The sequence below is a fragment of the Streptomyces sp. A0958 genome, from assembly GCF_004795035.1.
In the GTDB taxonomy this organism is placed as follows: Bacteria; Actinomycetota; Actinomycetes; order Streptomycetales; family Streptomycetaceae; genus Streptomyces.
This window is the reverse complement of record NZ_SSBK01000022.1, coordinates 13,548-34,992: the sequence shown is the minus strand read 5'-3', so window position 1 is coordinate 34,992 and position 21,445 is coordinate 13,548. Positions and strand designations below refer to the sequence as shown.

At 72.4% G+C, this 21,445-nt stretch carries 19 protein-coding genes; 9 read left to right on the top strand and 10 right to left on the bottom strand.

The genetic code is table 11. The features are described from left to right. The first annotated feature begins 27 nt into the window (after positions 1-27). The 4 genes from E6P78_RS21365 to E6P78_RS21350 are packed head-to-tail and all read left to right on the top strand — an operon-like array spanning position 28 to position 8,325. Positions 28-1,614, top strand: coding sequence for a TIGR02677 family protein (locus E6P78_RS21365; RefSeq protein ID WP_136205243.1), 1,587 nt, complete (start codon positions 28-30; stop codon positions 1,612-1,614). Beyond that, entirely contained in the window at positions 1,611-2,855 is a 1,245-nt protein-coding gene (locus tag E6P78_RS21360) for a TIGR02678 family protein (protein ID WP_136205242.1), read from the top strand. Before E6P78_RS21365 ends, E6P78_RS21360 begins: the two co-directional genes overlap by 4 nt. Next, positions 2,852-7,078, top strand: a complete 4,227-nt coding sequence (locus E6P78_RS21355; RefSeq protein WP_136205241.1) for a TIGR02680 family protein — start codon at positions 2,852-2,854, stop codon at positions 7,076-7,078. The genes E6P78_RS21360 and E6P78_RS21355 overlap by 4 nt, the downstream gene beginning before the upstream one ends. Next, positions 7,069-8,325, top strand: a complete 1,257-nt coding sequence (locus E6P78_RS21350) for a TIGR02679 family protein (protein WP_168712667.1) — start codon at positions 7,069-7,071, stop codon at positions 8,323-8,325. The genes E6P78_RS21355 and E6P78_RS21350 overlap by 10 nt, the downstream gene beginning before the upstream one ends. Positions 8,326-8,610: 285 nt before the next feature. Here the strand turns inward: E6P78_RS21350 and E6P78_RS21340 are convergent, their stop codons facing one another. Further along, positions 8,611-8,904: a hypothetical protein gene (locus E6P78_RS21340; RefSeq protein WP_136205239.1), complete on the bottom strand. Its 294-nt coding sequence runs from the start codon at positions 8,902-8,904 to the stop codon at positions 8,611-8,613. 176 nt (positions 8,905-9,080) lie between these two features. Here E6P78_RS21340 and E6P78_RS21335 point away from each other — a divergent pair, with 176 nt between their 5' ends. Together E6P78_RS21335 and E6P78_RS21330 are read left to right on the top strand one after the other, a co-directional pair. Then, on the top strand, positions 9,081-9,923 hold the full coding sequence (locus E6P78_RS21335) for a helix-turn-helix transcriptional regulator (protein ID WP_136205238.1): 843 nt from the start codon (positions 9,081-9,083) through the stop codon (positions 9,921-9,923). Then, positions 9,905-10,114, top strand: a complete 210-nt coding sequence (locus E6P78_RS21330) for a DUF397 domain-containing protein (RefSeq protein WP_136205237.1) — start codon at positions 9,905-9,907, stop codon at positions 10,112-10,114. Before E6P78_RS21335 ends, E6P78_RS21330 begins: the two co-directional genes overlap by 19 nt. 58 nt (positions 10,115-10,172) lie before the next feature. Here the strand turns inward: E6P78_RS21330 and E6P78_RS21325 are convergent, their stop codons facing one another. The 6 genes from E6P78_RS21325 to E6P78_RS21300 all read right to left on the bottom strand — a co-directional run bounded on the left by E6P78_RS21325 (position 10,173) and on the right by E6P78_RS21300 (position 15,750). Further along, complete coding sequence (locus tag E6P78_RS21325) at positions 10,173-11,420, bottom strand: cytochrome P450 (protein WP_136205236.1); 1,248 nt, start codon at positions 11,418-11,420, stop codon at positions 10,173-10,175. Positions 11,421-11,480: 60 nt separating this feature from the next. Then, positions 11,481-12,830, bottom strand: coding sequence for a cytochrome P450 (locus E6P78_RS21320; RefSeq protein ID WP_136205235.1), 1,350 nt, complete (start codon positions 12,828-12,830; stop codon positions 11,481-11,483). Further along, complete coding sequence (locus E6P78_RS21315) at positions 12,827-13,375, bottom strand: ATP/GTP-binding protein (RefSeq protein ID WP_136205309.1); 549 nt, start codon at positions 13,373-13,375, stop codon at positions 12,827-12,829. Before E6P78_RS21315 ends, E6P78_RS21320 begins: the two co-directional genes overlap by 4 nt. Before the next feature lie 61 nt (positions 13,376-13,436). Further along, positions 13,437-13,796, bottom strand: coding sequence for a DUF742 domain-containing protein (locus E6P78_RS21310; RefSeq protein ID WP_136205234.1), 360 nt, complete (start codon positions 13,794-13,796; stop codon positions 13,437-13,439). Beyond that, positions 13,796-14,239: a roadblock/LC7 domain-containing protein gene (locus tag E6P78_RS21305; RefSeq protein WP_136205233.1), complete on the bottom strand. Its 444-nt coding sequence runs from the start codon at positions 14,237-14,239 to the stop codon at positions 13,796-13,798. Before E6P78_RS21305 ends, E6P78_RS21310 begins: the two co-directional genes overlap by 1 nt. Next, the gene (locus E6P78_RS21300) at positions 14,236-15,750 is read right to left on the bottom strand and encodes an ATP-binding protein (RefSeq protein WP_136205232.1); all 1,515 of its coding nucleotides are present in this window, start codon (positions 15,748-15,750) and stop codon (positions 14,236-14,238) included. The genes E6P78_RS21305 and E6P78_RS21300 overlap by 4 nt, the downstream gene beginning before the upstream one ends. 233 nt (positions 15,751-15,983) lie before the next feature. Between E6P78_RS21300 and E6P78_RS21295 the strand changes: the two genes are divergently transcribed. Further along, positions 15,984-16,508 carry a hypothetical protein gene (locus E6P78_RS21295; RefSeq protein WP_136205231.1) on the top strand — a complete coding sequence of 175 codons (525 nt, stop codon included), beginning with the start codon at positions 15,984-15,986 and terminating at the stop codon, positions 16,506-16,508. Beyond that, a complete protein-coding gene (locus E6P78_RS32870) occupies positions 16,420-17,352 on the top strand; it encodes a hypothetical protein (protein WP_168712671.1) in 933 nt (310 codons plus the stop codon). The genes E6P78_RS21295 and E6P78_RS32870 overlap by 89 nt, the downstream gene beginning before the upstream one ends. Before the next feature lie 320 nt (positions 17,353-17,672). On the opposite strand, the gene E6P78_RS21285 is transcribed toward E6P78_RS32870, so the two are convergent. Then, positions 17,673-18,473, bottom strand: coding sequence for an alpha/beta hydrolase (locus E6P78_RS21285; RefSeq protein WP_136205229.1), 801 nt, complete (start codon positions 18,471-18,473; stop codon positions 17,673-17,675). Between the two features lie 338 nt (positions 18,474-18,811). After that, complete coding sequence (locus tag E6P78_RS21280) at positions 18,812-19,267, bottom strand: MarR family winged helix-turn-helix transcriptional regulator (RefSeq protein ID WP_168712670.1); 456 nt, start codon at positions 19,265-19,267, stop codon at positions 18,812-18,814. A gap of 126 nt (positions 19,268-19,393) precedes the next feature. On the opposite strand from E6P78_RS21280, the gene E6P78_RS21275 reads away from it, so the two are divergent. Further along, positions 19,394-20,395, top strand: a complete 1,002-nt coding sequence (locus E6P78_RS21275; RefSeq protein WP_136205228.1) for an aldo/keto reductase — start codon at positions 19,394-19,396, stop codon at positions 20,393-20,395. 107 nt (positions 20,396-20,502) lie between these two features. Here E6P78_RS21275 and E6P78_RS21270 read toward each other — a convergent pair whose 3' ends face one another. Next, positions 20,503-21,366, bottom strand: coding sequence for an SDR family NAD(P)-dependent oxidoreductase (locus E6P78_RS21270; RefSeq protein ID WP_136205227.1), 864 nt, complete (start codon positions 21,364-21,366; stop codon positions 20,503-20,505). Positions 21,367-21,445: the final 79 nt, after the last annotated feature.

Below are 21,445 nucleotides of genomic sequence, written 5' to 3'. Positions count from 1 at the left end.
GCCGCCGCCACGGCACAATGTCGAGTGATGACCAGTACCACCGCTCCAGGCTCCGGGCCGGACGGATTCAGCCCCTTCGCCCACCTCACCGTGCAGAACACCGCCCTCTACCGTCAGGTGATGCGGGCATTCGTCATGGCCAAGGAACACTTCGCCGTGCATCTGCGTCCCGAGGACGTGTACGCCGCACTGCCCGGCGAGGTGCGGCCGAGCGAGCTCGACGGGGTCGTCAAGGCATTGGACAAGCTGGTCGAGTGGGGGAATCTGCGGGCCGATCCCGACACCGGGCGGGTCAGCGCCGTCGAGGACTTCTACCGCAAACGCTTCATCTACCAGCTGACCCGGGCCGGGGAGGCGGCCGAGGAAGCCCTTGCCGCCTATGACGAGGCGCTCGGGCGGCGGGGCGCGCTCCAGGCCATCGCCCTGCACGACATCGTCACGCAGCTGCGAGCCCTTCTCGTGCTCACCGCCGACGAGCAGCCGGACCCCGGCAAGACGTACCTCGCGTTCGACGCGCTGGCCAGCCGGTTCGCCGCTCTCGCCGACAACGCGCGCGCGTTCATGAGTTCGCTGCAGCGCACCATTGATCTGCACGAGGTGGAGGAAGCGGTCTTCCTCGCGTACAAGGATCGCCTCATCCAGTACCTGGAGCGCTTCATCCAGGACCTGATCACCCTGGGCGGACGCATCGCCCAGCTCATCCTGGAGCTGGAGGATTCGGGCAGGATCGAGGTCCTGCTCAGGGCTGCTGCCGGTCGGGAGGCGACCGATGCCGCGCCGGAGGACGCGGAGCCCGCCGCGCAGAAGGCATACGCTCACTGGGCCGGCCGCTGGGACGGGCTCGCAGCGTGGTTTCTCAGCCGGAACGGACGCGAGTCGCAGGCCAGACTCCTGCGTGGCCGTGCGCTGGGAGCGATTCCCCAGATGCTGGCCGTCGTCCGCGTCCTGGGGGAACGCCGGGCCGGCCGGTCGGATCGTTCCGCCGACTTCCGCACACTCGCCCGCTGGTTCGCCGAGGCCCCCGACGACGCGTCGCGGCACCAGCTGTGGCGGGCGGCCTTCGGACTCCACCCCGCCCGGCACCTCACGACCGACGCGGACACCCTGGCCGCCCGCCTGGCCGCACCGGTGCCCGCCGCCACTCCCTGGGCCGCCGCGGAGCCGCTGCGGATCAGCCCCCAGCTGCGCCGCACCGGAAGCTACGAGCGGCGGGGCAAGCCCCGCAAGGTCGAGAACCGCCAGGACCGGCGTCGCCACCTCGCCGAGGTGGCGGCCAAACAGGCGGCCGAGACCGCCGCTGCCCGCGACCGCCTCGTCACAGACGGAGCGGTCAGACTGTCCGAACTCGGCGAGCTCGACCCGGTGTCCTTCGGACTCTTCCTCCAACTGCTCGGTGACGCACTGGCCACCTGGCGACCCGGTATGCGGCACACCGTCGCCACCAGCAACGACGGCTCGATGGAGATCAGGCTCAGTGCCCTGGCCGAGGGGCCGCCGGCGGAGGTCCGTACACCGTCGGGGACGTTCCGCGGGCCCGATCACCTCATCGAAATCGTCGACCTGACCGCCGACGGCGACGACGACGGTCCTGTGTACGGAGGAAGCGGACGATGACCACGCCACCGGCCGAAGTGCTCGACGGGCAGCACGCCGCCGAGCTCCGCAAGGCCGCCCGCGCCCTGCTGAAACAGCCGCTGCTCCTGGCCCACGGCAAGTACGCTGACGAGTTCCGGCTCGTGCGACGGCACGCCTCCGAACTCCGCGAGTGGTTCGACCGCAACACCGGCTGGCCGCTCCACGTGGACGCCGAGACCGCGCGGCTGCGCAAAATCCCCGGCGTGCTCCACGACTCCACACACCCCGCACGCGAGGCCACCCGCGCCGCTGCCCCCTTCACCCGTCGCCGCTACGTCCTGCTCTGTCTGGCCCTGGCAGCCCTGGAACGCGGCGAGTCCCAGATCGCTCTTGGCCGCCTCGCCGACCAGGTCGTCCTCGACGCCACCGACCCCGGGCTGGTCGCGTCGGGCATCCACTTCACCCTCGACCGCCGGGACGAGCGCCTCGACCTCGCGGCCGTCGTACGGCTCCTGCTCGACCTCGGCGTGCTGCGCCGGGTCGCCGGGGACGAGGACGCGTACGTGAACGGGGCGGGCGACGTCCTCTACGACGTCGAACGCCGGGTACTGGCCGGGCTGCTCGCGACCCGCCGTGGTCCCTCCACCGTGCAGGCCGAGGCCACCGCCGACCGGTTGGCGCAGCTCGTCGCCGAAACCGCCCTGGACAGCGAGGAGCTCCGTTTCCGCGCGATGCGGCACGCGCTCACCCGCAGACTTCTGGACGACCCGGTGCTCTACTACGACGAGCTGAGCGACGCCGAACTCAGCTATCTCACCAGGCAGCGGGGGTTCCTCACGGCCCGGGTGGCCGAGCTGACCGGTCTGGTGCCCGAGATCCGGGCCGAAGGCATCGCCATGGTCGACCCCGAGGACGACCTCACCGACGTACGGATGCCCGAGCAGGGCACCCACGGCCACATCACCCTGCTGCTCGCCGAGTACCTGGCGGGGGCGGGCCGGCCCGTCACCACCCACCAGCTCACCCAGCGGGTGCGCGAACTCGCCCTCGTGCACGGCACGTTCTGGTCCAAGGCCGCGCGGGAGCCGGGCACGGAGACCGAGCTCGTCGAGCAGGCCGTAGCCCGGCTCACCGCCCTCGGCCTGGTCTCCCGGACCGCCGACGGGGCCGAACCCCGCCCCGCGCTGGCCCGCTACGCGGTCGGCGAACCCGTCGTACTCGAACCAGGCACACCCGGCAGCGCGCGCATGCCGGCTCAGCGAAAGGCCGGTCAGGCGTGACCAAGCCGCTTCCCCAGCCCCTCCGTACCCGCTGGCAGCCCCTGAGGATCGGGCTCGTCGACCTCTTCCACTACGACGTGGAGGAATTCCACTTCCGTGACGGACGACTGCTGCTGCGAGGCAACAACGGCACCGGCAAGTCCAAGGTGCTCGCGCTCACCCTGCCCTTCCTGCTCGACGGCGACCTGAGCCCGCGACGGGTGGAGCCGGACGGCGACCCCGGCAAGCGGATGGAATGGAACCTCCTCCTCGGCGGTGAGCACCCGCACACCGAGCGCCTCGGCTACACCTGGATCGAGTTCGGCAGACTCGACGCGAGCACCGGGGAACGCCACTTCCGCACGCTGCTGTGCGGACTGAAGGCGGTGAGCGGACGCGGGATCGCCCGCCACTGGTACGCGGTCACCAGCCGGCGCGTCCAACACGGACCCGGCACACCCCTGGAGGGGTTCCTCAGCCTGGTCGACGCCACCGGCACGGCCCTGACCAGGGACCGCCTCGTCGAAGCCGTCGCCGGCCACGGCATGGTGTACGACCAGGCCAAGGCCTACCGCCGAGCCGTGGACGAGGCCCTCTTCGGGCTCGGCGAGCAGCGGTACGGCGCCCTGGTCGACCTGCTCGTCCAACTGCGCCAGCCTCAGCTGTCCAAGCGCCCCAACGAGGCAGCCCTTTCCCGCGCACTCACCGAGGCCCTGCCACCGGTGGACCAGGCCGTGATCGCCGACGTGGCCGAGGCGTTCCGTTCACTCGACGAGGAGAAGACCGAACTGGCGGCCGCCTCCGCCGCGGAACGCGCCGCCGCCGGCTTCCTGGAGCACTACCGGCGCTACGCACGCATCGCCACCCGCCGCCGCGCCCGGCTGCCACGCGCCGAGCACTCCCGCTACGAGCAACGCCAACGGGACCTCGCCGAGGCACAGGCACAGCAGGCCGGGGCCGAGGAGGAACGACAGGCGGCGGCCGAGCTCACAGCGACGCTGGAGGAGCAGCAGAACCGGCTGCGTGCCCAGGACGCGGCCCTGCGGGAAAGCCCCGAGATGCGCAGCGCCAGAAATCTTGAGCAGGCACACCACGAGGTGGAGCGCACGGCGCGTGCGGCAGAGCGTGCGCGGGGCGACCAGGATCAGGCGGTGCGGCTGCACCACAAGGGCCTGGAGCGGCTCGGCGCCGCCGAGAACCGGCTGCGGTCGGCTGACCGGCACGCCCGGGACACCTATCGGCAGGCAGTCGAGGCCGCGGCCGCCGCCCGAGTCGTCCTGCCGGGGGACGACCTGCCCGACGACGGACTCCCCCCGAGCGAACTGCGCAGCGCCCTCGAGGAGTCCGTGGAGCGGGCCCGACGCGCGCACACCCATGTGACGAGCCTCGTCCGGACCGCCGCCCGCGCCTCGCAGGAGCGGCGCTCGCTGGCCGTCCGACTGGACGAAGCCGATGCCGACCGGTCCGCGGCCGCGGCGGAGCTCGGCCTGGCCGAGGAGGACATGGTGCACGCCGGACGGGCGCTGCTGGACGAAGTCCGCACCCGCGCCCGTGGCTGGACCGAACTCGCCTATGCGGACGAGCCCGGCCTGCTGGACGAACTCCAGGAATGGGTGGGCCGTCTCCATGGCCCGTACCCGGCGCGGGCCGAGGCCGCGCGCGCCCACAGCGCCGCATCCGCGCGGCTGGCCGAGCAGGCTGCCGCCGCCGGCCGGCGCCGGGCCGAACTCACCGGGCAGGCCGACGGACTGCGGCAGGAACTGACCGCGCTGGAGGCCGGCGGGCGACGTCCGCCGCAGCCGCCGCGCACCCGCACCCCCGGTCTGCGCGAGCGGCTGACGGGCGCCCCACTGTGGCGGCTGGTGGACTTCGAGAACGGGCTCTCCGAAGAGGAACGCGCCGGTCTTGAGGCCGCCTTGGAGGCGTCCGGAATGCTGGACGCATGGGTGCTGCCCAGCGGCGCGGTCCTTGCCGCAGACAGCCACGAGGTGCTGCTCGCTCCGGGCGGGGCCCCGGTACGGGGCGCGTCGCTCGCGCACCTGCTGCGCCCGGCCGTGGACCACGGGGACGCCGGGGCCGCGGCCGTGGGCGAAGAGACCGTGGCCCGGCTGCTCGCCGCGATCGGTGCCGGGCGGGGAGCCGGTGCGGTGGGTGGCGGGCATGGTGGTGCCGGGCGGGGAGCCGGTGCGCACGGCGGTGCCGGTGGGGACGCCGGGCCGGAGGGCGAAGCCGGAACCTGGGCCGCGGTCGACGGGCGCTTCCGGGTCGGCGCGCTGACCGGCCGGTGGGCCAAAGCCGCTGCCGAGTACATCGGTGAGGGCGCGCGGGAGGCTGCCCGACGCTCCCGCATGGACGTCATCCGCAGCGAACTCAACGTTCTGCAGGGCGAACTGGAGGCCCTCGCGGAACTGGCCGCCACGGTGGCCGCCCGCCGCAGTGCGCTGGACGAGGAGGTGGCGGACGTACCGGACGAGACCGCCCTCACCCGCGCACACGCGCGAGTGGCAGCCGCCGCGCAATCCCTGCGCCGGACCGGCGAACGGTGCGAGGAGCGGGCCGCCGCCCTCCTGGAGGCGGCTGAGCGGAGCGAGTCGGCCGCGGCGGAGCTCGCCCGGACCGCCGAGGACCTGAGGATGCCGGCCGACGAGGAAGGGCTGACGGCGGTGCGTGACGCACTCGGCGCCCTCGCCGAGGTGCTGGCGGCCCTCTGGCCCGCTCTGCGTGAACGCGGTGAGGCCGGCGGCCAGGTCGCGGACGAACGTACCGAGGCCGGGCAGGCCGCCGAGCGTGCCGCGGAGCTCACGGAGCGCGCGAAGGAGGCGGAGAACGAGGCGGCAGCGGCCGACGAACGCTTCAGCACCTTGCGTTCCACGGTCGGCGCAGCCGTCGACGAACTCCAGCGCCTGCTGGCGCAGACCGCGGAGGCGCTCCGCACGTGCGAGAGCGAGCAGCGGGCCGCCCACCGGCGCCATGCCGAGGCCGACCGGGCGGCGAGCAGGGCCGAAGGCCGCATCGAGCAGTTGCACGAAGGGCTCCGAGAAGCGGCCGAGGCGCGTACGGAGGCCATTGCCGCGCTCCAGCGGTTCACCGGTACCGGGCTGATGACGGTGGCAGTTCCCGACATCGAGGTTCCCGCAGCGGACGGCGGCGCGTGGGCCGCCACCCCTGCCATCGCGCTGGCCCGCGCCATCGACGCGGCCCTGGCCGCCACGGACGACTCCGACAGCGCGTGGGAACGGGTGCAACGCCGGCTCAGCGAGGAGTTCAAGTCCCTCCAGGACACCCTGTCCCGGCACGGACACCGGGCGTCCGCCCGGATGGTGGAGGACGGCATGGTCGTCGACATCACCTACCAGGGCCGCGAACGAGCCGTACCGGACCTGGCCGCGGCACTGGCTGTCGAGGTCGGCGAACTCGCCCGCATCCTGTCCGCACGGGAGCGGGAGATCCTGGAGACCCATCTGGTCACGGAGGTCGCAGGGACGCTCCAGGAGCTGATCGGTGCGGCCGAGCGGCAGGTGCGGGACATGAACGTCGAACTGGAGGAGCGGCCGACCTCCACCGGCATGCGGCTGAGGCTGGTGTGGCGGGCTTCCCGCAAGGCCCCCGCCGGGCTGGCCCGGGCCAGGGAGCGGCTGCGCCGGTCGGCCGACGTCTGGAGCGCCGAGGACCGCGCGGCCGTGGGAGAGTTCCTTCAGGAGCAGATCGCCCGCCAGCACACCGACGACGCCTCGGGCAGCTGGCTGGACCACCTCACCGCCGCACTCGACTACCGGACCTGGCACGAGTTCGGGGTCGAGCGGCACCAGCAGGGCCGCTGGATTCCGGCCACGGGCCCCGCTTCCGGCGGCGAGCGGGTGCTCGCCATGTCGGTGCCGCTGTTCGCCGCCGCGTCCTCCCACTACGCGAGTGCGGGCAGCCCGTACGCGCCGCGCCTGGTCACCCTCGACGAGGCGTTCGCCGGGGTGGACGACGACTCCCGCGCCAAGTGCCTTGGCCTGCTGCACGCCTTCGACCTCGACGTCGTGATGACGAGTGAGCGCGAGTGGGCATGCTACCCGCAGGTGCCCGGCATCGCCATCGCCCAGCTGTCGCGGATCGACGAGGTCGCGGCGGTGCTCGTCACCCGGTGGGAGTGGGACGGCACTCGAAGGCGGCGCGGTCCGGACCCGGTAGGGCCCGAGCACACGGCTCCCGCACCCCGGACCGAGGCGGTCGACGCGTCGGAGCCGCTGTGGAACTGACCCCCGCGACCCCCGCGACGGCCGGGGTGACGGTCGACGACGTACGGCTGCGCAGACTCCTCGGCGCACCCGGACTCGGCTGGCTGGTCGACCGTGCGCGCCGGCGCCTGGAGCGCGGGCAGCCGCTCACCGGACCGATATCGCTGAGCTCGCCCACGGCGGACCAACGGTTGGCGGCGGAAAGGCTGTTGGGGCGTGCTCCGGGTGGCGGGCGGTCCCTGTCCGTGCGCCTCGACGCGGTGGACGACCTCCTGCGCCGCTCCGGCATCAGCCCGTCGGGACTGGCCGCGGCCGTGGTGGCGCTCACCGGGCCGGTCACCCTCCTCGACCAGGCGCGCGCCGACGAGCAGCGCGCCTGGGCACAGGCGTACGCCCCGCTCGACGCCCTGGCGGACGAGGTCCCCGCCCTCCGGGGCTGGGCCGAACGGCTCCGGAACGACGGGCTGGTACGCCGCCTGGCCGGCACCAGCACCGCCGCCGCTGACCTGCTGGGCCGGACCGCCACCGTCATCCGGGCCCTGCCGGTGGAGCCCGCGTTGTCGCTCCCCGCGTTCTCCTCCCGGCTCTTGGGCAGTGCCCACGCCCTGGACGACGGCACCCCGCTCAGCACCCTCACCCTCTCCGGCATCCGGGCGCTGACCGGGGCCCCCGACGCAGGCGGTGCGCAGGGGCGGCGCGAGGCGTGGGCATCGGTGGGCCTGCTGCGCGACGAGTTGTCCTCGACCGTGCTCGCCCTGAACCTGCGGGGCACGCCCGCCCTGGACTGGATGGCCGACGCGGGCGAGCCCGTCGTGCTGACTCTGCGGCAGCTGACCCGGTGCCCGCCCAGTTCGGCGCCGCCGACGGTCCGGATCTGCGAGAACCCGGCCGTGCTCGCCGCGGCCGCCGACACGTACGGCACGCGGTGCGCGCCGCTGGTCTGTCTCCAGGGCCAGCCGTCCGCCGCCGCCCTCTTACTCCTGAGCGGTCTCCACGCGCACGGCAGCCGTTTCCACTACCACGGCGACTTCGACTGGGGAGGCCTGCGGATCGCTACCGCCCTGCTGCGGCGGGTTCCCTGGACCCCGTGGCGCTACACCGCGGCCGACTACCGCGCCGCCGTGCGGGCGCTGCCCGCAGGCCCCGCCCTCACCGGGGTACGGGCCGATGCCCCGTGGGACCCCGGTCTGCCGGACGCGTTGCGGGAGGCGGGGGTGCGGGTGGAGGAGGAAGCGGTGCTGGACGATCTGCTGGCCGATCTCGGGTGAGGGGAGGAGGCGGGGCCTCCGCCACATCCGGAAGCAGCCGCGGCGACGTCCGTACGTCGCACACACTGAGGCCGGTACGGCTGCGGGCGTTGGCCTCGGCGACGCGGGCGCTCAGCAACTCGGAGGGGCTGAGCGCCCGCACGCGGGCCGGGTCGGCGTCCCACTCGCGGCCACCGCCGAGGGGGCGGAGCCGGAAACACAGACCCTTGTGGCCCACCACCAGTCCCACCCGGTCGCTCCCGCCGTCGTGCACGGCCGTCCCGACGCGAGGGAGGCCGCCGTCGGTCACCCGGTCGCTCCGCCCCTGATCACTGCGGCGAGGGCGTGCGCCACGGGGGCGGAGCAGACACCGAGGTGGACGAGCGCGTAGTCGGCCGGCCGTGCGCCGCCGTCGTCCCCGGCGTCTCGCCACGGGGTGCGTACGTCCATCGCGGGCAGCTGAATACCCGCGGCTGTCAGGGCGGCGGCGAGATCGTCGCGGGCATCGACGGCTTCCTGGACCTTGGCCGTTGGCGTGTTCCCCGCCTGGGGGGCGGACGGGTTCGCCTGGGGCGTCCTGCGGGGGAGGGACGGCTTCATGGGGCTTCTTCCTTCGGCTGTTCTTTCGCGGATTCCTCTGCCTCGCCACACGCCCGGTCGTACGGTGCGTGAGGGGCTCGTTACGAGAATGGCCCCGTCAGAGGGGTGACACACCGAGGGTGGAGGGTGCCTCCCCAGCGGGCGAGCCACGTTCCACACGTTCCACGGAGGGTGCGATGCCGACGAGGCGGGCGGTAACAGGCCGCAGCAGGGAACCACGGGCACGGTTCGCGGAGGAGCTGCGGCACCTGCGTACCGCGCGCGGCGACAGTCTGCGGCAGCTCGGCGAACGACTGGGCTGGGACTGGTCGTTGTTCGGGAAGATGGAGAAGGGGGAGACGGTCGGCGGCCCGGAGGTGGTGCAGGCGCTGGACCAGCACTACGGGACGCCGGGACTGCTGTTGGCGCTGTGGGAACTGGCCATCAGCGACCAGACGCAGTTCAAGGAGCGCTACCGGCGGTACATGGGCCTGGAGGCGGAGGCGACGAGCCTGTGGCACTTCGCGGTGAGTATCGTTCCCGGTCTCTTGCAGACACCGGGGTACGCACGGGAGTTGCTCGCGGCAGGAGGTCTGCGCGGTGACGCCCTGGATCAGCAGGTTGAGGCACGGATGGGGCGGCAAGACCTGCTGACAGCGGATGACCCGCCGCCCTTCCGTACCATTCTGTCGGAGGCAGTGCTCCGGACGGCCCTGCGAAGTGCGCAGGAGTGGCGGAGGCAGCTTGCGTACCTCGCCGAGGCGGCGGAGCGGCCGAACCTGACGCTGCAAGTCCTGCCTCAGGAGGCCGGATTGCACGGTTTGTCGAGCACCGACGTCTGGTTTCTCAGATTGCGGGACACTCGCACAGTGGCGTACACGGAGCATGGGTACGGCGGGGAGCTGCACGAGGAATGCAGTGTGGTGGAGCGTATGCAACGTGCGTACGATGCAACGCGCGACCTGGCGCTTCCCCCGGCCGAGTCGCGAAAATTCATCCTGCGTATGTTGGAGGAACTGCCGTGCGATCCATCGACCTGAGCGCCGCGACCTGGCACAAGAGCAGCCACAGCAACCAGGATGGTGGCGCGTGCGTCGAGGTTTCCCACAGTTTCGCCGATGTCGTCCCGGTGCGTGACAGCAAGCGCCGGAGCGGCCCCACCCTCGCCTTCACGGCTGCCGACTGGTCCTCCTTCGTGTCCGCCGTGAAGGGCGGGACCCTGCGCGCCTGAGCCGCCCAGCCGTGCGAACGGCCCCGTCGGCATTCCGGCGCGAACGCCCCTCGCCCCCTCACCCCTTCAGCCGCACCGGCAGCTTCTGCACGCTGTTTCCCACGAACGAGGCGTGGCGGGGCAGTTCCGGCTCCGGGACCGCGAGGTCCAAGTCCGGGAAGCGGGTGAAGAGCTGTTCCAGGGCCGTGGTGCTCTCCAGGCGGGCCAGGGGTGCGCCCATGCAGTAGTGCGCGCCGTGTCCCAGGGAGAGGTGGCGGGACGTGCCGGTGCGGGTGATGTCGAAGTGTGCCGCGTCCGGGCCGTGGGCGCGGGTGTCGCGGCCGGCCGCCGAGTATCCCGCGAGGACCGGGGTGCCTTGGGGGATCACGGTGCCGTCCAGGGTCAGATCGCGGGTGGGGTAGCGGAAGGGGAAGTAGCTCACCGGGCTGTCCCAGCGCAGGGTCTCCTCGACCACGTCCACCCAGCTCGCCTTGGAGGAGAGGACCAGGTCGAGCTGGTCCCGGTGGGTGCACAGGGCGCGTACGGCGTTCGTGATCAGGTTCAGCGTCGTCTCGTGCCCCGCGATGATGGTCAGCATCAGCGTGCCGATCAGCTCGTGCGGGCTGAACCCGTCGCCGTTCTCCTCGCGGGCCGCGATCATCGCGCTGGTCAGGTCGTCGCCAGGGGCGGCGGTCCGGGCCCTGGCCACCTCGGTCAGCGTCTCCACCATCTCCCGGTTGGCCGCCATCGCCTCGGCCGGACCGATGTCCGTGGCCACGATCTGGTTGGAGAGTGCGTGCAGCCGGTCGTGGTGGGCCTCGTCGACCCCCAGCAGTTCGCAGATGACGCCCATCGGCAGCGGCAGCGCGAAGTGGGTGCGCAGATCGACGACGCCGTCCTCCGTCGCGGCCGACTCCAGGCCGTCCAGCAGGCGTAGCGTCAACTGCTCGATGCGGGGGCGGAGTTCCTCGACCCGGCGGGCCGTGAACGCCTTGCCCATCAGGGACCGCAGCCGCCGGTGATCGGCGCCGTCCGCGGTCGTCATCCCCTGCACCGTGGCGAACGTCTTCAGTGGCCAGCCGTCGGCGATCTCCCCGGCCTGGAGCGCCGTGAAGTGCCGTGCGTTCTTGGCGACGTCGGGGTGCGCGAGGAATTCCTTCAGCGCGTCGTGGCCCAGCACCGCCATCCCCTGCACCTCGCCGGGGAGGAGCACCGGGGTGACCGCACCCCGGGCCAGCAGCCGGGCATTGGCCGCGTGCGGGCAGCCCCCCGCCGGGTCCAGGCGGTGCGGACGGTCGGCCGCGGGGTTCAGCGATGACGTGTTCAACAGGGCTCCATTTCTTCGGAGGGGGAGAGACAACCCGAGGAAGGACGGGCTCCGAACGGGTCAGTGCGGCTGGGCCTGTGGCTCAACCGCGTCCCGGTGCGGCCATTCCGGCGCGGGGGCCTCGGCCGTCCGGGAGGGCACCGGGCCCTGCGGCAACTGCGGCGAGGTGAAACGTACGGGCAGCGTGCCCAGTCCCTTGGTCCAAGGCGAGTTGACCCACTTCAACTCGCTTTCCGGGACGGCCAGTTCCAGGTCGGGCAGGCGGTGCCGGATCGTGTCGACCGCGGTCCGGGTGATCAGTCGGGCCGGGTCCTGGGCGGGGCAGGTGTGCGGGCCCGCCCCGAATGCCAGATGGGAGCGGTTGCCGACCACAGGGGTGCCGTCGGCCGGCAGGACCTCCGGGTCCGCGTTGGCTGCCGCCAGGCCCAGGATCAGCATGTCGCCCGCCCGGATGTCCTGGCCGCCGAACGTCATGTCTCGGGTGGCGTAGCGGGCCGGGAAGTTCTGGGTGGGCGGGAAGCGCCACAGGACCAGGTCGAGTGCGTCGTCCACGCTGAGGTGCCCGCCGCTCAGCGAGGAGCGCAGCGCGGGGTCGCAGAGCAGGATGCGCAGCGTGGTGGCGATCCAGTTCACCGTGGTCTGGTTGCCCGCGACGAACATGACCACCAGGTTGTGCAGCACCTCCTCGTCGGTGAGCCGCGCCGGGTGGTGCAGCAGCGCCGAGACGATGTCGTCGCCCCTCACCCGCCGCTTCTCCTCGATCAGCCCGTGCAGGATGGCGCCCATCCTGCGGCTCGCGTCTCTTGCCCCGCTGCTGGCGGACACGAGGCCCGCCACCGCCTCCACCAGTTCCCCGCCGGTCCGTTCGTCCAGCCCGAGCAGCCCGGCGATCACCCGCATCGGCAGCAGGCGCGCGTACGCCGAGACGAGGTCGGCCTCGCCGTGCGCCGCGAATCCGGCGATCACGGCCTCGGCGGTGGCCCGGACGCTGCGGCGCAGCTCGTGTCCGTTGATCCCGGCCAGCGCGTCGGAGACGGCGGTGCGCATCCTGCGGTGCTGCTGCCCGTCCGCGAAGAGCAGCGCGGGGCGCCAGCCGACCATCGGCAGGATCGGCGAGTCGGCCGGCACCCGGCCCTCGCGCAGCAGGCTCCACCGGCGCGGGTCGTGTGAGAAGTCCTGCTCCTCGCGGGTGAGCCGGAGCAGTTCGCGGTGGCCCAGGACCAGCCAGGCGTCGATGCCGGGGGCGATGGACACCGGCGCCACCGGGCCGTGTGCGCGGCGCAGCTCCTCGTACAGCGCGGGCATCGTCATGCCGTCGAGGCCGGGCCCGTACAGCGCGGCCGTCGCGACGGAGGCGCCGGTCACGGGGCAGCCGACGGCCGGACCGGTCGTGGGGTGCGGCGTGCTCATGAGGACTCCGTGGCGACGTGGATGAGGTGACGGATCAGGGCGATCAGCGCCCGGATCGATGAGGCCCGGTCCCGTGCGTCGCAGGTGACCAGGGGGGTTTCGGGCAGCAGGTCGAGGGCCGTACGAATGTCGTCGGCGTCGTAACGGGGGCCGGACGGGAAGACGTTGACGGCGACCGCGAAGGGCAGGTCCAGATCCTCCAGATTGCCCAGCGCGTCGAAGGAGGCCGCCAGGTCCCGGGTGTCCACCAGCGCGAGCGCGCCGAGCGCCCCCTTGGCCAGGTCCTGCCAGGCCGGCAGGAACCGCTGCTGGCCCGGAGTGCCGAACAGATAGAGGACCAGGTCGCCGTCGATGGTCAGCCGGCCGAAGTCGAGGGCGACCGTGGTGGTCTTCTTGCCGCTGTCCACGTCCGGGTCGACCCGGACGCCCGCCTGGGTCATCGACGCCTCGGTGGAGAGCGGTTCGATCTCCGACACCGTACCGATCAGCGTCGTCTTGCCCACCCCCAGCGGGCCGACGACCAGGATCTTCGCCGCGCCCGACACGCTTGAGTCGAGGTACTTCCCGCCGGCCGCGGCGGGCGGCGGGCCGGCCGCGGCCAGGGTTTCAGAGGCGACTTTCGAGACCATGGAGGACCTTTCTGAGCATGGTCACATCGGCGTGTTCGGCCTGCGGGATGGGCGGCCGGGTCACGATCAGCCCCCATCGGACGAGATCGGAGAGCAGCACCTGCGCGACCGATGGCGGCTGGCCGAGGTGAGCGGACACCTCCGCGACCGAGATGAGCCCCTCGCAGTGCTTCAGGATGGCGAGGTGCTCCGGCTGGAGGGTGGCGGGGAACGCGGTGTCCGTCGTCATCACCAGGGATTCCCAGGACAGCGGCTCGCCCTCGGACTCCGTGCGGCCGCGTGTGATGACATACGGGCGGATCGCCGACGCCCTCGGCACCTCAGGCCGCTCCGTCATCACGTCGCGGCGGCCTCGTCCCGGGGCAGGCTGCTCAGGTGTGCGCCGATCTTCGCGACCAGCAACTGCATCTGCTGGGCCACCAGGCCCACGTCGGCGTCCGGATCAGTGGCGACCCCCAGGTGCGCGCCCACCCCGGCATGGGTGAACAGTACGAACCCCTGGTCGGTCTCCAACATCAACTGGCGTGTCCCGGCACCCCGCCCGAACAGCAGCGCGCTGGTGGACCGGCCCGTCATGGTCATCGCCGCGCAGGCCGCCGAGAGCGACTCCGCGTCGGCGACGCTCAGGCTGGCCACCGGACCCGAGAGGTTCTCGGCGGAGGCGTGCCCGAGACGCAACCCGTCCTCGGACACCACCACGGCGTGCCGGACGCCGGGAATCTCGGTAAGTGGGCGGAGCATCCACCCCAGGTCGGGGAGTCGAGTGATGGTTCCGGTCACGGTCGGCCTCCGGCGTGCTCGTGCGGGGTACTGGGCAGGGACTGTCCGCCATGCGGGGGCGACGCCGGTTCGGTGTCGCCGTCGGCGTCGACGGCCGCCCGGCCACGCAACGTCCCGGACACCACGCTGGTGATCGAGGCGCGTGCCGCCTCCGGCGTCCAGGGTTCGCCGGGCGCGGCACCGGGCAGCGGGTCGGACGCCGAGTGCCGTGCGGCGGTCGTGGCCTGGGTGGCACCGCGCCGGCTGCGCCGCCGGGGCAGGCCGGCCGTCGTCGGGGCGGGCGCACCGGCCGGCTCGGGGGCGTCGTCGCGCACGCCTGCCAGGGGGGCAACGGGCCCCACGTGCTCGGCCGGTTCGATCGCCGGACGGCGGTGTGCGGCGGGCCTCGGCAGCGGGTCGGTCAGTAGCCGGAACGGTACGAACATCACCGCCCGCGTGCCGCCGTACGCCGAAGACGCGCTCAGCTCCACGTTGAAGCCCAGCTCCCGGCTCCAGCGCCCGACACACGCCAGGCCGACCCGGGGCACCGCACCCAGGCGGGTCAGGTCCACGTCGTCGCGAAGCTGGCCGAGTGCCTGGTGCAGGACGTCCGGCGGCATCCCGAGCCCGGCGTCATCGATCTCGATGACCGCACCGGCGCCTACCTCCCGCACGCTGACGACCACGGGGGAACTGGACGGTGAGAACACCGTGGCGTTCTCGAGTAGTTCGGCAATGGAGTGCATCAGCCCCTCCGCAGCCGGGGGCACCGCGTACAGGGTCTGTCCGCCGTGCACCTCGATCCGCCCGAACTCCACGATCCGGGACTGGGCGCCCCGTACGCAGTCGTAGAGCGAGACCGGTCGGGTCTCCCGACGGGCGGGCCAGATCCCGCACATCACCAGAAGGGTCTGCGCCTTGCGGGTCATCTGCGAGGCCGCGTGGTCGGCCTTCATCACGTTCGCCATCAGAAGAGGGTCTTCGATGGAGCGCTCGACCTCGTCCAGGACCTGCTGCTGCACGGTGGCCATCACGTGCATGGTGCGCGCCACGGATTCGAAGGCGGCCTGCACCGAGTCGCGCAGCGCACGCTCGCGGTGCACGGCCGTGTCCGAGCCGAGCGCGACGACGACCGAGTCCAGCGCTCGGGCGAATTCCTCACCGGTCTGCTCCGGCGACGCCATCGGCCCCGGCACACCATCCAGTCGCTGTCCGGTCCGCAGCCGCTCGGCGATGGCCGGGACGCGTACCGCGGCCAGATGCGCCACCTCGGCGCCCCGGGCGGTGGCCACTCCGGCCTCCCGGGCACGGTGTGCGCGTTCGGTGGACAGCCGCCGGGTGAGGGTCAGTACGCGGGCGATCAGCAGGACGACCGCCGCGGCACAGGCTCCCGCCAGCGCCCGGTGCCGCTCGGCGTCCGCGGTGACGACGACCCACCCCGCACCGGCGGCGCCCGACAGCGCGACGGCCCATCCGGCGACGGCGGCGCTCGCACCGGGGCCGCGTCCTGGCTCCCTCGACGGTCGGCTCACCACAGCGGCCCCGACCTGACGACCCTGCAGACATCGGTGCCAGCCACGAGAAGCGAAACCTTTCACGACACATCGAACCCCCGTTCGGGGGCTGGGGCATGCAAAGCGTAGGCCAACCGGCCGGAACTGTTGAGGAATCGATTCGTTTCAGTCACAACAGGTAGCTGGGGATGGCGCGTTGACGCCCATGGGCCGTAACTCCCGGTGCGCCGGAGGACCTGGGGGTGGTGCCAGTGAACGACCCCGTTGATCCGGTTCAGCTTCGCCGTGCCGCCTCCGTCACCCCGGTCAAGGCGGGCACCAACACTTTCGAGGTGCGGGCCACCGACAAGGCGGACAACAAGTCCGAAGCCGTGTCGTACACCTTCCACGTCGGCCCGGGCGGCGTCACCGCCCCAGATGACGGCACCCGCACCGCCGCCCGCGTCCCGCTGGCCGCGGAAGCCGACACGGCCAAGTACGACAAGGGCACCTTCTTCTGGCGACTCGGCGACGCCGACACCTGGACATCCATCCCGGCAGCTGACGTCACCAACGCCGGACAGCCACCCACCTCATGGCCGGCCTCGCTTGCCTCGGGCAAGAGCGCCGATCTGACCTGGAACGCGAACTCGACCGTCACTCCGGACGGCACCGTGCAGGTGCGGGCGGACTTCGCCGGCGCGGGCAGTGCCGCCACCTCCTCCGACCCGATCACCGTCGTGGTCGACAGCAACGCCGACGGGGCCGCAAGCGAGCAAGTGGGCCGGGTTCGGTGAACCTGCTCACGGGCGACTACACCCTCTCCGACAGACGCCCAACCATTACGGCGGTGACACGGACGCTCCGCGCTGGATCGTCGAAAACACCGCCACCGGCGCGCTGACCCGCAACGCCGACGGTCTCGACGGCAGCCTCACCGCCGTCACCGCCAAGACCGGCGGGACCGTCCTTCAGCTCGCCAACCCGCATGGCGAGAGCCTGCTCGCGGCCATCGGCATCACGGTGTACGCGGTCTACAAGGGCACGCAGTGGATCGTTCACCGGAAGGGGCACACGGAAAAGGCGACCCCAGGCAACTCCCCGTACTGGAAGAAGCTGAAGTCGTACAAGGGCAAGACGAAAACCAACGGGAAGAACGGCAAGTCCCGCCGGCACTACGAATGGGACTACACCCACGGCGACATCCGAGGTCTACGACTCCAAGGGAAGCCACCTCGGCAGTGCGGACCCCGAGGGCGGCCAGATCTACAAGCCCAAGGTGAAGGGACGGAAGACCAAGGTATGACCTTCATCGACGATGTTCTTCAGGGCCGGGCCACTATCGACGATTTCGACGCCTACAGCGAGGCGTGGGACGAAGCGGAGGAAGATCTCGGAGAGTTCCACGAGTACGCGGGGCTGCTCTGGCCCGAGTACGCCCTATGGGCAACGGACCACGACCACATCAGCGGCGATGACGTACTCACATACGTGATCGCGGCTCGGCGACACAAGGCCGGGTTGCTCGACCACCTGCGCTCCGTGAAGGGTCAGGACCCTACGGCTGCAGAGATCTACCGCCTCTGCGGTTGGTGGGCCAAGGATTGGGAGGCGGTCTCCCAGCACTACGGGGAAGACTGATCCGAACCTGGCCTCGATCTTGCGTGACGGTCTGCCGACAGAGTCGGCGGACCGTTTCGCTCTGTGCGGCGGATGATAAGCAGGGCAGAATCCCGGTTACCGCATCGGGTGGGCGCCGGGTGCCACAGTGCACTGGGTGCCACCCAGCCGCAGGAGGACCGGATCACCGGGGAGACCGTCGGCGCTCGGCCGCGCTCCTGGCCTGACAGTTGACGGAGCTTATGCGACGTTTGGGCCAGTCCGCGGCGGGGCGCTGCCCGACCGGACCCCCGGGCCTCACGCGACGGTCCCGGGGTCCGGCCCCCCCGCCCCGCCCGCAATCAGCCCAGCTCGCCCAGGAACCCCGACAGCGCCCCGTGCAGAGCCTCCGGCGCCTCCAGGTGTACGTCGTGCCCCGTGCCGGGGACGCTGACGGCCCGGGTGTCGGGGCGCAGGCGGAGCATTTCGGTGACCTCGGCGGCGGGGACGAAGCTGGACTGGGCCAGGACGAGCAGGGTGGGGCACGTGACGCGGGTCCACTCGTCGTGGAAGGGGCGGCGGGCGTTCTCCGTCAGTGAGCGGACCATGACGTCCCGGTCGAAGCGGGGCCACCAGCCGTCGGCGCGGTGTTCCAGGCCCCCCGCCCAGCCCGCGCCGAGGCGGCCGCCGCCGAAGAAGGTGGCCGCCGCTTCGCGTGAGGGGAACGGGGTCGGCCAGGAGTCGAGCCAGTTGCCGATGTTCGTGGGGACGTCGGGGTTCGGGCCGCCGCAGCCGGCTTCCACGAGTGCCAGTGCGCCGATGAGGCCGGGGTGTGCGGCGGCGGTGAGCATGGCGGTGTGACCGCCCAGGGACTGGCCGACCAGGACGGGGCGGTGCAGGGCCAGTTGGTCGATGACGGCGACGACGTCCGCGACGTACGCGGCGCGGGAGACGTCGTGCGGGTGGCGCTCGGCGGCGCCGTGTCCGCGTTGGTCCACCGAGATGACCCGGTGGGTGGGGGTCAGCAACTCGGCCAGTGCGTCCCATTCGCCCGCGTGTCCGGCCAATCCGTGCAGCAGCACGGTGGGTTGTCCGGGCCCGCCCCAGTCCCGGCAGGCGAGCCGGACGTCGTCCCGTATGAGCAGGTGTTCACGCCATGACATGTCGGCTCCCCAAGGCTCGAAGGATCGGTTGGCCCTGATCATGCCGTAGTCGTGGACGGCAACGCCCTCAGGCGCCCGGGGACTTCGCCGCCTCGCGGCCGTGCTCCTGGTCGGCGAGGACGTACGGGCGGAGCTGCCGCATGCCGTCGGAGTGGGGCGGCGCCGGGCTTCTCGGGCGGCCTCCCCGGCCTGGGCCGGTCGGACGGAACGTGGCCGCGTACGTGTGGTGTGCCGCCGTCCCGGCGGCTGTGGGGCTCTCCCCGGGTGGGCGGGACGGCGGGTCGCTGTTGGCGCATTGCTTGCCTTGTCGGGTGTGCGTCCCGGCGGCGTCTCGGCGGCTACAGCCGGCGGAGGATGGAATCCAGGGTTCCGATCTCCTGCTCGGATAGCCGGCCGGTGAAGTGGCGGCGTACGGCGGCGTCCAGGCCCGGATGCACGGCGGCGATGACCTGGCGTCCGGCGTCGGTGAGCGTGACGGTGACGCCGTTGGCGCGTTCGCGGGTGACGAGGTCGCGCTTGCTCATGCGGGTGAGCTGATGGGAGATACGGGTGCGGTCCCAGCCGAGCGACGCGGCGAGTTCGCTCTGGCGCAGGGAGCCTTCCGCCTTGCTCAGGCTGACCAGGATCGTCAGGTCGGGCTCGGACAGGCCCGCCGCGTCGGCGGTGTCCGCGATCACGCGGGCCCGGACGATCTCGTGGGCGCGCTTGAAGGAGGACCAGAGGTCCACGGGGTCGGGTGCGGGACCGTTCGCGGGCTCGCGCGCCTCCGGAGCCTCGTCGCCTGATGTTGACATATCAACGCACCGTTTCTTAGTGTTGAGATATCAACGCTAGCAGGCGCCGCCGTTCCGTCACTCCCTGCCGGCCGCCTCCTCCGCCCTCCCCTCCTTTCGCCTCCTCTCCCTCGCAGAAGGATTCTCATGCGCACTCGAACCCTCGGGGCCGGTGGCCCGCAGGTTGCCCCTTTGGCCCTGGGCTGCGCCGGTATGTCCGACCACACCGGGCCCGCCGACGAGGCCGACGCCGTCGCCACGATCCACGCCGCCCTCGACGCCGGTGTCACCCTCATCGACACCGCCGACTTCTACGGCATGGGCCACAACGAGGACCTGATCGGCCGCGCACTCCGGGGCGGCGCGCGCGACAGGGCGCTCCTGAGCGTCAAGTTCGGCGGTCTGCGCGACCCGGACGGGGCCTTCGTCGGGATCGAGGGCCGCCCCGCCCACGTGAAGAACGCGCTCGCCTACTCGCTGCGCCGCCTTGGCACCGACCACGTCGACATCTACCGCCCCTCCCGCCTCGACCCGGCCACCCCGATCGAGGACACCGTCGGCGCCATCGCCGAGATGGTCGAGGCCGGGTACGTGCGCCACATCGGGCTCTCCGAGGTGAGCGCCGAGACCATCCGCCGCGCCCATGCCGTGCACCCGATCTGTGACGTACAGATCGAGTACTCCCTCCTCAGCCGTGGCCCCGAGACCAACGGCATCCTGGACACCTGCCGCGAGCTGGGGATCGGCGTCACCGCCTACGGGGTCCTCGCCCACGGCCTGCTCACCGGCACCTACCGGCAGCCCGCGGACGGCGACCCGCGCGCCAACTGGCTGCCCCGCTTCCACCCCGACAACCTCGCCACGAACCTCGCCCTGGTCGACCGGCTGCGGCCGCTCGCCGACGCGCACGGCATCGGCGTCGCGCAGCTCGCCGCCGCCTGGGTCATCGCCCGCAGCGGCGAGCGCGGCACCGTCGTGGCCGTCCTGGGCGCCCGCCGGCCGCACCGCGTCGAGGAGGCCCTGGCCGCGGCCGACGTCACCCTGACCGGCGCGGACCTCGCCGCGATCGACCGGGCCGTACCGGCCGGTGCGGTGGCCGGCACCCGGTACGCCGCACCCCTGATGGCCCTGCTCGACAGCGAGTCCTGAGCAGCGCCCGGCAGACTCCGGGCCGGCCCCTTCGGACACCTCGGTGCCGGTGCCTCCGCGTCGGCCGACTCCGGCGGAGCGCAACCGCCCCACCGGCAACCACACGGTCAGACGCTCTCGCCCCGCTTCGCCCGCATCTTCCGCTGTACGCGTCCGCCCTGCGCCACCGCCCACGGCAGGGCCCGCAGGCCGAAGCGGGGGAAGGCGTCGGCCAGGCGTACCTGCACACCTCGCCGACGGGGGACCGCCGTGACCGGGCGCGGGCGGTCCAGCACCTTGCGTACCGCGGCGACGACCTCCTCCGGTTCGAGCAGCTTGCCGGAGAAGGAGAGCGCCGACGCGGGGTCGTCCAGCTTGTCGTGGAGCATCGGTGTCCAGATGCCGTCCGGGCAGACGCAGGAGATGTCGATCTCCGTGAGTCCGGCCAGACGCAGGTCGGCCAGGGTGCTCAGGCTGAAGCCGATCGCGGCGTGCTTGGAGGCCGCGTACACCGCCTCGCCCGGGACCGGGGTCAGCCCCGCGAGCGACACGATGTTGACGATGTGCCCGCCCGTCCCGCGCATCGCCTCGATCGCGGCGACGGTGCCGTTGACGGTGCCGAGCGCGTTGACCTCCAGCATCAGGCGGCGCACGTCGGGGGCCTGCTCCCAGGCCGGGCCCGTCACGAGCACGCCGGCGTTGTTCACCCATACGTCGAGGCGTCCCGCCTCCGCGACGGCGCGGTCCCGGGCCGCGGCGACCTGCGACTCGTCCCGCACATCGACCGCCGCCCACGACACACCGGGCCCGAGGCCGGCCGCCGCGGACCGTGCCGCGGCCCCGTCCACGTCGGTGACCAGGACATGGTGGCCGCGCTCGACCAGGGCGGCGGCGATCAGTCTGCCGAGCCCGCGGCCCGCCCCCGTCACCACCGCGCCTGACATCGGCCGTGCCCCGGTCGAGGCCGGCCGGTTGGTGTCCGCCGCCGTCATGGCTCACTCCTCGCGCTCGTCGTCCGGCCCGCAGCATGCCCTTCCGGGCAGGGCGGAATTTGTTCCGGCGCGACAATCC